The organism is Arcicella sp. (assembly GCF_964672035.1).
Map to the genome: position 1 here is coordinate 1 of NZ_CBABQS010000107.1, position 12,072 is coordinate 12,072.

At 37.2% G+C, this 12,072-nt stretch carries 6 protein-coding genes; all 6 read left to right on the forward strand.

From position 1 onward, the window contains the following. On the forward strand, positions 1-2,685 hold a 2,685-nt coding region (locus tag AC1W31_RS18985), incomplete at its 5' end, for a phage tail tape measure protein (protein ID WP_481736069.1). After that, a complete protein-coding gene (locus tag AC1W31_RS18990; protein ID WP_481736070.1) occupies positions 2,686-4,941 on the forward strand; it encodes a hypothetical protein in 2,256 nt (751 codons plus the stop codon). It begins immediately after the preceding gene. Next, positions 4,942-5,517 (forward strand): hypothetical protein, encoded by a 576-nt coding sequence (locus AC1W31_RS18995; protein ID WP_481736071.1) that lies wholly within the window; start codon positions 4,942-4,944, stop codon positions 5,515-5,517. A 7-nt stretch (positions 5,518-5,524) separates the two neighbouring features. Continuing rightward, a complete protein-coding gene (locus tag AC1W31_RS19000) occupies positions 5,525-9,832 on the forward strand; it encodes an autotransporter outer membrane beta-barrel domain-containing protein (RefSeq protein WP_481736072.1) in 4,308 nt (1,435 codons plus the stop codon). A gap of 134 nt (positions 9,833-9,966) precedes the next feature. Next, positions 9,967-10,371, forward strand: coding sequence for a hypothetical protein (locus AC1W31_RS19005; protein WP_481736073.1), 405 nt, complete (start codon positions 9,967-9,969; stop codon positions 10,369-10,371). 5 nt (positions 10,372-10,376) lie between these two features. After that, positions 10,377-12,072, forward strand: a 1,696-nt coding sequence (locus AC1W31_RS19010) for a beta strand repeat-containing protein (protein WP_481736074.1), incomplete at its 3' end; no start/stop codon positions are given.

Genomic DNA, 12,072 nt, shown 5'->3' on the forward strand with positions numbered 1-12,072 from the left:
CAGTTATCATCTTTTGTGTCGGGTGCTAATTCACGTTTACAATCGTTTGGAGATAGTATCTCAAATGTTGGGCAAAAAATAAGTATTGGTTTATCCGTGCCTTTGGGATTACTCACTAAACAAGTATTAGAAAATGGCGGTGGATTAGAATCTTTAAAAATGGGTTTAAAATCCATTGAGGAACAACAGTACGGGGTGGGTAAGTCAGCAGAATACGCCACAGCACGGTATAATGAATATGTACAACTCGCCAAACTGCCAGGCATTGGATTAAAAGAGGCCATCGGAATGTCAATTGGTTTGCGTTCAGTCGGGTTTAGTGCGGACGATGCTAAAAGAGAAATTTTAGCCTTTGGAAATGCGTTGGCGTTGGTTGGAAAAGGAAAGAACGAATTAAACGGAGTTGCCTTACAATTACAGCAATTAAGCGGTAAGACTACGGGATTTGGAGCGGATTTAAGGGTAATTAAGGAGTACGCTCCACAGGTTGGCGGTGCATTAATGAAAGCCTTTGGAACAATTGATACCGAAGCGATAGCAAAAACAGGGGTAACAGGGAAACAGGTTATTGAAAAGATAACGTTGGAACTTGAAAAACTACCCAAAGCCGGTGCGGGAATCAAGAACGCAATGGAAAACGTAGTCGATTCTATTTTTAACGCTACTGGACGGATAGGAGAATCGTTAAGCAAAACATTAGGACTAACTTCTATTTTTGATAATATTGGCAATTCCGTAACAGGGTTAGCCACCGCATTTGAAGGACTTTCACCAGAAACTCAAAAGTTTATCGGTATCACAGCGGGGTTATTAGTTATTGTACCACCTTTATTAATTGCCCTTGGTGGAATAAGCACTGCAATTGCCTCATTAGGGGGCGCAATGTTAATTGGTGCAACGGCCATAAAAGGGTTTGTTGCCACAAGTATTTTTGGAATGACAGAATTTGTCGCTGCTATTACCATCTCCTTTGCCGAGGCATCTACCGCAGTTGGATTTTTTAGCAATATGTTATTATTAAACCCTATTGGACTTGCTATTGCAGGTATTGTTCTTTTAGGGGGTGCCATGTACGGACTAAGTAAAATCTTAGGTTCAACGACAAAAGAGGTATCCAATTTACAAAATGCTGAAAATCAATTAAACGAAGTTAAAAAAGCTAATTACGGAACGTTTGAAATAGAAATTTCAAAAACAGGTGCATTAGTTAGTATCATAAAAAGTAACATTAGAAGCCTTGAAGAAAAACAAACAGCTTTAAATCAGTTGATTGCTATTTCCCCTAAATACTTTGAAGGCTTAACGATTGAAGCAGTAAGAGCAGGACAAGCAGACGAAGCCATTAAGAAATATACAAAGTCTATTTTTGAGAATGCCGTAACTAAAGGAGCAGAAGCTAAAATCTCAAAGTTATCCGAGCAATTGGTTAATGAAAAAGATGCTTATGATGAAGCGACCGCCAAAGCTGAAAAGTACAGAAAAGAGGTATCAGGAAAGCAAATTTCTGCAGGAATGGGTGTTTTTATCAAAAAAGGTCAATTCTCTAATCAAATTAATGATGAAGTAAATGATGCTTATGCTAATATTCAAAAAACGCAAACAGCCTTACAGAAACTTTCTGAATTTGTTGCGGTAAGAACCATTAAAGCAGATGGAACATTACCGCCTACACCTCCCAAAACAAAAGCATTAACTGACGAAGAATTAAAGGCACAAGAGAAAGCACAAGCGGAATTTTACAAAAACACGCAAAAACTCCTATCTGATTCATTAAAAATTGAGAATAGTTTAATTACTCAAAAATACGCCCGTGAATTGGCACAAGAAAAACAGGCTTACGAGGAAAAAGTAAAACAAGCCAATCAAGAAAAAGCCAGCACCGCATCAAAACATAAAATCTTAGAAGCCCTTGAAAAAGAACACGAAGCCAATTTAACTAAAATTATTCGTGAAGGAATGCAGGGGCGTACGGCTGTTAAGTCAGACGGTGGGTTAGAGGGCGTTGGGACAAGGAATATATCAACAGCCTTAAATATTCCTAATCCGTTAGGGGGTTTATCGGACAAATTAGGTCAATCAATGGGCGGGGTTTCAGGTAGGTTTGATTCATTTGCGGGACAATTGTCGCCAAAAATGCAGAAAATGAAAGGCATTTTTGAAGGCCTTAATACAGGTATTCAATCATCATTACAGGATGCCACAGCCAGTGCATTTTCAGGATTAGGGAACGTTTTTGGTGCAATGATAGCAGGAAATGCAAGCATAGGAGATGCAGGGAAAGCTATTATGGGTGTAATTGGAAACGTCTTTGGTCAAATGGGTGAAATGTTTGCAAAAGCGGGCGTTGCCTTATTGTTATTAGAGCCACTTGTAACTAATCCATTTACTTCAGGACCAGGAATGATTTTAGCGGGCGTTGCCCTTTCTGCATTAAGCGGTGCAATATCGTCATCTGTTTCAAGCGGTGGTGCAAGCGGAAGTACGAGCGCTTCAAGTTCTTACGCTCAAAACTACTCAAGCGGTAGTAGTTCTTACGGGGGCGGTAGTGCGTACGGTGGTGGCGGGAATCAAAACCAAACTTTCACAATCAATTTAACGGGGAAATTAACGGCTGATGGAAATGATTTGTCGCATAGTTTAGACAAGTCGATTAGACAAAAAGCAAGAACTTACGGAAGTAGATAAATGGCATTAGGACTACAATATTTTTTTGAAACTAAATCACATTTTGGCAAGATTTTACGAACCGAGATTTGGAGACAAGACTATGAGGGTACCCCAATCAGAATTATTTTTGGAAGTGCAAACCCTTTAAAAATTCAATATCCTTCCAACAATAGTGATGATATTTTTTATCCAATATGGGGGGGTAGTCTAAATATTCAGTTTTACGAACAACAAGACTTATCCTTAGAAAATATTATTACGGATTATGAAAGGCAAGTAAGGTTTGACCAATATGTAAATGGGGAATTATATTATAGAGGATGGGTAGTGCCAGATTTATGCCACGATTCAGCATATAGAACAAATTACGTTTTAAGTCTAACCGCCACGGATGCCATTGGTGATTTATCTAATTTCCCTTTGCTTGTTTCCGAAGACGATAAAGCGATAATTAATGATAAAGCAGAATTTGGCTATAATACACTTGCCATTAATAATACCGTAACAACGGAAGAAGGTTTTACGTATGCTTTTGAATATGGATATGAAAACGGAGTTTACGGACTTATATACAAGAAAATACCAATTTTTAAAGTCATAGGGACAAAAGTAAGTATTTTAAGTCTTATCAAAACGTGTTTAGATAAAGCAGAATTAGATTTTGGGTATAAGGTTATCAATGATATTTACGAGACAAGTTTACAGACCCAAGACGAAAGAGTTTTAGAAAAAGTTTTTACTGATTATTTGTGCTATGCAAGTGATAATAAATCTAAAAATTGCGAAGAAGTATTGATGTCAATTTTCCGCTCATTAGGATTAGTCGTAGTACAACGTTCGGGGGTTTGGAATATTCTTAGAATACCGTATTTATTAAGTGACACCGTTTTGTCAGAATATTACGATAAGGATATTAAGTTTTTAGCCACTAAAAAAGAGAATATTAGACGCATACTAAGACCAACAGACAGCGAAACGCCTAAACATTGGCATTTCCTCATTGACGAATTTATCAGAGAGCCAAGACGACCTTATCAGTACCAAAACATTGAATATGCTTACGGTGAATCATTAAATGTTGGAAATAATTGGACAGCAAAAAATATAGTTGTAACCAATGGTGTATCTCAAAATGGGTCAGAATCGTACATGTTTACGGATAATCAAGTATGGGATTTAGACAAAGACGTTTCGATAATAAATAATAATTCAAGTATAAATGAAGCTAAAAAAAGGGAATTAAAAAATACATATTTTTACAAATACATTGAAACAGGTCTATTTTCTAATCTAATTGAAGTTCCTAATAAGACAGATATAACGATTAGTTTTTCATCAACTGCAAAAAAAGGTATTGCCATTATTTATGCAGATGTAGAACTTGACGGAGGAAAAATTAAAAAGAGATATTACTACGTGCCATCTCAAAAAGTTTGGTACGCTCAAGACCAAATAGATTCGCCAACCGCAACAGTTGATTTAATAGCAACACAATTAATTTTTGAAACACAAGGGAATAATAATACCTCACAGGAATTAAATTATAGCATTCCGATAAACGTGAATATTGCTTATGATGCGTTCCCAGAAAAAATTAAACTAACGATTATTTTAAGAGGGGGAACATTGACTAACGATAATGTACCAGACAATATTCTATACACAAATTTAAAGATTAATAGTACACAAGTAAAAGAAGTTCATTCCTATACAAACCTAAATAAAGTATCAAATAAGCCCGATACTTTGACAAGCCTAAACGGAGACGGATTTAATGGAGGCAGTACAATATCATCGTATTTGATTGAGAAACAAACCACAGATAATTCAAATGTTTTTAAAAAAATTGCAACAAATCAGTGGAAAGATTCAAGCAATCAAATACCAAACAACCTATTAAGTTTTACTGCTCAAAGGATTGTTAGTAATTATTATTCTCATCGCAATATCGTAAGAGGGAGTATGAGAACAAAAAGAAATATCAAATTAGGGGACGTTTTGAGTTTTAGCGGTTATTCAAAATTTGCTTATAAACGGTTTGTGGTTATGCCCCCTTTTGATTACGATTTACGGGAAGACATTTACAAATTAACCCTTTTTGAGATTAGTTGCGACATTGCCAAAGGACGATTAAAGGAATATTACATTGATTCAAACGATGTGCCTTTAGCTAAATATATTGCCGATTTTGAAGGTCATGTTTGCGAGCCGAGTGCTTTTGAATTAGAAATTGAATGCCAAGATGAAGTATTTACGATAGAAACCGTTTGCTAAATGCCATACTTACGAATTACCAACATAGACATAAGCCAAGATTCAGCATGGTATTACGCATTACTTCCAGATTATAATCGAAGGGTAAGTGATGTATCTGAATGGAAATACCCAACATCCATAATTAACAGTTCGGGAAGTGGAATTTTCACGCCAACAAACGGGGATTTCACCTTTTTTAGGCGTAACAAAGTAACGGGTCAAGTTGATTTTAGAAACTGTTATATCAATTGTGAATTAAGCAGTAACGTGGTTTTTGTAGTCTTTCAAACAACGCCAAACGAAGGCTATAATTTCAAAGTGCCAATAAACATCACGGAAACAGGCGGTAATTCAATAAGCTTATTTGAGTTTGGCTATTCCCTAACTGACAGTGGTACAATAGCAAATTGGCAAAATACCAACACGTTTGACTTAATGAACGAAGGTGTTTATTTCTTTGATGTAAGAATTAAAGGACAATCCACCACCGTAGGAAAACAATCAATCGAATTATACATAAATCAAAATAGCAACTTTGGCGGGGGTGATGAATCAGATAATCCAATGCCGGGAACAGGATCGAGTGAAGACTAAAAAAAATATGAAAAAATTATTAATCCTTATTTTAATTACCCTTTGGGCTTTTGTGGATGCAGAGGCTCAAAGCAATTACTTTATCACTTCAGTAGCCGACGTTGAAATTACTGAAACGGGGAGTGGGCAACTTTCTGAACAAAATAAAAAAGATACCTCAAAGGTCGCCACGTCCCAAAGATTTTGGTTTTTATCACCAAAAGGATACGACCCTGGTTCTCAACGATGGTATCAAGCAGGGCTTTTGAATGTAGCCTTAAAGAATCTTTCATCAACGCAGTGGAAGGCGGTAACCCTTTACGATTTTACGGGAACAAATCTATTATACTCCCAAAACATTGCCCCAAGTGCTACGATTTATTTTGACTTTGGGAACAATAAACGGTTAGATGCCAGTAAAGATTATTATTGGAAATTTGAAAATATAGCATCTCAAAGTGTCGTTTGCAACAATGATACTAAAACAATTGCAGGTTCAAATTACGATTATATAGATGTTTTATCGAACGATTTAAACTTGCCAATCGGTACGGATTGCCGATTAAAGGCAGGGCAAACATTAACGGGTGGATTGGTAGTTACTAAAGACCAATTTACGGGCTTAAAAGTAACTACATCATCACAACAAGGTTCATTTAGCTTTGTTTACGAAGCCGTTAATAATGGCACAGTCTTAGGACAAGCTACGGCTACGATAACCGTAGGGGCTTCATCTCAATACTGTACTTTGTCAATCCTATCGGAACAGTTACAAGCGGGGTCGCAAACAATCCATGAATTTACCTTGTACTCGCCAAATGCTCAGATTAACCCCTTTAATTACGAGGTTCGGATAGGTTCATATACAGGAGCGCTTGTAAAGAGTGGAACAACGCCAACCGCTACATCAAACAAAGAAATTATCGACTTTGGAACATTAATAACAGGAACGTATTACGTAACTTTTTCAAGTACCGTTTCTACGTGTTTTGATATGCGAACTGTTTCGCACGTAGCCAAAAACGATGCCTGTAATGTCTCAATTATCAGCATTGATAAATTAAACGGCACGAATAGCTATTCTGTAAACAGTTCCTTTTCAAACGTTACCAGCATTAAGTCTTATTTAACCGATGCTCAAATTTCGGTAGGTAGTCCGCTATTAAGCCAGACGGGTATCACAAGCCAATCTTTTACAATTAGCCTTTCAACATTACCCACGGGAACGTATTTTTTAAATATTGAGGGGGAAGGGAAGTATTGTAAAGTCCAAAAAACTTTTGAACATACCTTGGTAGTGGTAACGGGTGGGGGTAAGTTAGAAACATGGACAAAGTTTATCCATAATTACAAAGACAACTGGATAATCTCAGGAAAGAATGATTATGAATCAGGACGTGATAAGTTCGGATTGCAGACTTTTGATGAAAGAGCAAATAACGTAGTTTGGAAGGCTTTTATTTCTGATTTTGAAAACTTAGGAAATTCAAACAAAGCCAAAGCCATTATCGGTTTCAGAAAAGATACCTCTCGTAATGAGGTAGGCGTATCGGTTGCCATCACCCCAACATCAATCATTTTACAGCAACGTTCGGTTAAATCGGGCGTAATGAATACCCTTGCAACGGTTAGCAATGTTACTACACCCGTTTGGATTAGATTAACCAAAACGGGAAGTGATATTGTAGCAGACTTTTCAAAGGATTTAACCTTAACGCCCGTTTATCAAGAATTAGGTAGGATTAGCGGTGTGTTTAGCGGTTGGACAAAGTATCAAAAATACATAGGGGTTGCTTCTGCTAAAACGGACGTAATCGCTTCGGCACGCTTCCAAGGTCAATTAGGGGGTATCGTTAATTTTGCATCTTCTACAATCACCATTGACCCACCTGTGATTGCTTCAAATGTTGCCAGTCCGTCAAGTGGTCAATCAGTTACCTTATCAACGACAACCTCATGCGTAGCGCCTAATACTAACAAATGGTACAAGAATACGGATGCTTTGTCTTTTTCAGCAGGTGCAACGGTAAACGTACAGGCTTATAACACCGATTCTTACTTTGCAAGATGTGAAAATGGACTGAATAAATCGGTTAAATCAAATGTGGTTACTTTCACAATTACAAATTTATTATCGTGTAACAATGGAACGCAACTATTTGAGGTAGTCAGTGCCGTATATTCAAACGGTAATGTTACCTTTTCTTTCAATGCCAGCAACTTCACCAATACCAATTGGACAATCTTAAATGGTTCAACGGTGATTAAGTCATCAACCGTTCAGCCAACAGCCAACACACAAACAATTTCAAGCGGTACATTATCCGCAGGAAATTACATTTTTAAATTAGACGGCATTTCATGTAATGGTTCGGCCCAAAAAGCCTTTACTGTTTCTGGTTCAGCACCTGTAATTACTTCTAATCCAGCTTCACCAGTTGGGGGCGACAATATCACACTAACAGCCACGGGTTGTGTCGGAAATTACAATTGGTATGTTTCTGGACAATCAAGTGCTTATGCGACCAATTCGGGCAGTTTATCGGTTCAATCCGTTGTTGGAGGGACGTATTACTATGCTACTTGTATTAACAGCAACGTGCCTTCAAATTATATCAACATTGGTGCAAAGTCGGGCGATGGAAGCGGAACAGGGCAAGTATTTTTTAGCAATGCAATTAAATCAGTTCCTACTGAAACGGTAAACGGGAAATACAGCCCTCACTTATTTCCAACTATTTCAATTGTTAATTCAATAGACCCAATTATTGGAAAGTCTTATCCTAATTGGGCAGTAGCCTGGCAGGCAGAAGGCGGTAATTTTTCAGCAAATAATAGAAAAACGCCTGATGTTGGTATCCCATTTATGTACGACCAAATCCAAGGGGTTTATGGTGGATATGGAACACGTTGCGTAGATTACTTATCGTTTTTCTATCCAAACACAAGCGACCCGAATTGTTTAAAACCTAATGGACAGCCGTATCAATTTTCGGAATTTACGTCTGCTATTCCTTTTGAACAGAAGGCATGGGCAACTTATGGACAGGCTAATGTAAGTGTTTGGGATAACTATACTCTACAAAACGCATACGATGAAGGAATAAATGCCAGTAGTGCGGTTCAATACGGGTGGGGCGATAAAGTAAACGGGAAAGTAAATGTAGGATTAGCAAATGCCGATATTGAAACGGGTTACGAATTAGGACAAGATGGAAGTAATAAGCATTTAGCCTTTTTGCAAGGAATGGCTAATAACTCACAAGGATACATATTTTCACAATATTCATCTCCGCTTAATGTGACTTATATCGACCCATCAAACTATCCAACTACTAATGTAAGCACGTCTGGATATCCAGCTTATAAACTAAATCCTGATGGGACTAACAGAGGAAGCGGAAGCCCTCAAACAAATACAGTTCCCTTTTCAAATGATTGGAATCCAACTAATACATTAAGTTTAACGAGCAAGACGATATTAGACTATAAAAATGCGTTGCCAAGTGCTGAACTTAGTTCGTATGCTGATGCAACCTTTAAGCAGGGTGAAACTTTTACTTACAATAATTCTGGTAATACAAGGGTTGCTAACAAGTTTTACCCCAATCCAAATGTAAACCACGTCATTGCAGGGGTGATTCATGCAGGGGAAATAAATAAATGGTTTGTTCAAAATAAGTTAGATAGTCGTAAAGTGTTTCTTCAATCAAAAATTACTTGCGACCGTGGGGCAATTGGACTAAATGAGTACAACGAATACGGATTTAATATTACCAATTCATCTTTAGCAGGCAAGCAATTTGACCGAGAATACAGCTTTGATATTGGTGGTTTTACTGCTATGACGGGTTGCGAATGGACGGTATGGGATAGAAACTACGCAGGGCATAATTTAGATGGGTATAATGGAGTATTTGGGGTTATCAATGTTTTGTATCAACGCAAAACTTTTGGCTCAACAGCTAAATCATTTGTGGATTTAAAACCTACTGCTAAATTCTTACTGTGGGAATCGGAGATTAGTTATGACAATGGAGCGAACTACGTAAAAGATAAAGCCCAAGATTATTTACTAAATAGTACTCATATTCCACAAAGACAATTTATTACACCTGATGGATATTGGGGCGGATTTTTAGCAAGACCCGAAAACACAGAAGCAACTTCATGTATTTTAAAGGTTTTGTATAACGGTCAAAATTACACTTATACGGTAACGGCTGATATGTGGGAAACAACGGATTATTCACAAAGAAATACTGCTTTGTCATCGTTGCCAAATGCAAATAAAGATTACCATTATTTCTTAATCAAATTAGGAGGGACAAACTAATATGCAGACAATCAATTAGGCTAACAAGCACCGTTTTTATTAAATATAGACCCGAAGAATCTTGGTTTATTCCCATTAAGTTTATTCAAGATGGAACAACGAACCCATTTGATTTTTCGAGCTACGATTTAGAGTTGTCCGTTTGGAATAAAGCGACTGAGTCATTTGCCATTATCAATGCAACATCGACAACGCAATCAAAAATTGTTTGTTCACGAATATTTCAAAGTGGAAGTCCGCAAGAAAATGGTATTCAGTTAGAAGACGAGCATGGTTCTTTATTTACCATTTTTTACGATGTTGCAAGAGACTTGGTATTACCGTTTGGCACTTACATTGCAAACCTTGTAGCAACCATGCCAAGCACCGGCAGACAGGTTAATTTAGTAACCTTTGAAATAGAGGTAACTAATTTGTTTGTCGATGACTTGGGAGCAGGAACTACCATAAACGGATACGTTGTATTGCCCGTAAAAAACTTAGCAGTAGAAACGATTACTGTACCAGTCAGAACATTGCCATTAATTAATTTATCATAGAAAAGATGAGAAAAATATTATTAATACTTTTTGGGTTAATTCCCATTGTAGCATATTCACAGGGGCGTTTTACTTCCAGCGAAGTTAGAAATTCAATCCTTGATTTACGCCCTATCAACGTAACCCAAAGAACAGCCCCAAACTTGCCAATTGTTATGCTAAAGGCTAAAAACCTAAGCATTGATACGTTAATCAAGGTATTATCCATTCAATTAGGACTTGACAATAAAGCAGACTTGACCTATGTAAATACACAATTAGCATCAAAAGTCAGTCTTGTTTCGGGAATTACCTCAACGATGGTAGGATTAGGAAATGTTGATAATACTTCGGACGTCAATAAACCCGTTTCAACAGCCCAACAAACGGCTTTGGGTTTGAAACAAAATTTACTCAATGGAGGTTCTGGCTTTGTAAAAAGTGTAGCAGGGACAATTTCTTACGATAATAGTAATTATTTGACAAGCATTACGGGTACTAATGTTACGAATGCACTTGGTTATACGCCTTATAATTCGACTAATCCAAACGTTTATATTACAAATACTATTCAAGGAAACAGTTCAACTGATTCAGCTCCTTTAGGTTCAGAACTTTTATCAAGTAGCAATTGGACTTCAACAGGATGGACAGGTTCGTTTTCGGGATGGGTTCACACTACGGGAAACACAAGTGCATTAAGTAATACATTAGCTCCTTCAAGTGGCAACTATTATCAAATATCCTATACAATTACAGGCCGTACATCAGGAACATTTGACATAGGGTTTGGTGGGGTTAATACTACGGGATTGTCAGGGACAGGAGCAATTGGTATATTAACAACAAGTACAGGAACATTGTCTATTACTCCAAGTTCATCGTTCGATGGAACAATTGTAATTAGTGTAAAAACAATTGCACTAAGTTCAGCATTATTGACATTAAAAAACTCAAGCGGAACTACTGTAAATGAAATTAGAAGTTCTTTTAGTCCAACGAATCTTTTTCAAGGTGTTTGCGCAGGAAGCAGAAATACGACAGGGATTAACAATACAGCAATAGGGAACGTATCTGGAGCAGCAATAACCACTGGTTCAAGTAATTCATTCTATGGGAATTATTCTGGAAATGTTGTAACAACGGGTGCAGGAAATACCCTAATTGGGTCTGAATGTGGGTGGAAATTGGTAACTGGGAATAGTAATAGTTTACTTGGTTTTAGGTCGGGATTGAATACTACAACAGGTAATAATAATAGCTATTTTGGAAATGGTGCAGGGCAAAGTAATACAACAGGGAGTAGTAATAGCTATTTTGGGGCTTCTTCTGGATTGTCGAGTACAACTGCGAATAACAATTCTTCCTTTGGGGAATATTCACTTGAAAAAAATATAACAGGTTCGCAAAACATAGCATTCGGAAGTGGAGCATTATCATCTATTACTGGTGGTGCTAATAATGTTTCGTTAGGTTATTTTTCGGGTAGATATATTTTAGGTGGTAGTACTCAAAATACAACTTCAAATAATTCGATTTTCATTGGCTATCAGGCTTACCCACTTGCCGACAATCAAACGAACCAAGTTGTTATCGGTTATGGAGCAGTAGGAAATGGCTCAAATACAACAGTAATTGGAAATCCTTCAACTATACATACTCAACTTTTCGGGACAGTAGTATTAGCCCAAACAGCCCAACCATCTTTTAGTAGCAATAGTG

Coding starts and splice junctions, on each gene's coding strand:
- AC1W31_RS18990 (WP_481736070.1), top strand. CDS start 2,686: ATGGCATTAGGACTACAATATTTTTTTGAAACTAAATCACATTTTGGC.
- AC1W31_RS18995 (WP_481736071.1), top strand. CDS start 4,942: ATGCCATACTTACGAATTACCAACATAGACATAAGCCAAGATTCAGCA.
- AC1W31_RS19000 (WP_481736072.1), top strand. CDS start 5,525: ATGAAAAAATTATTAATCCTTATTTTAATTACCCTTTGGGCTTTTGTG.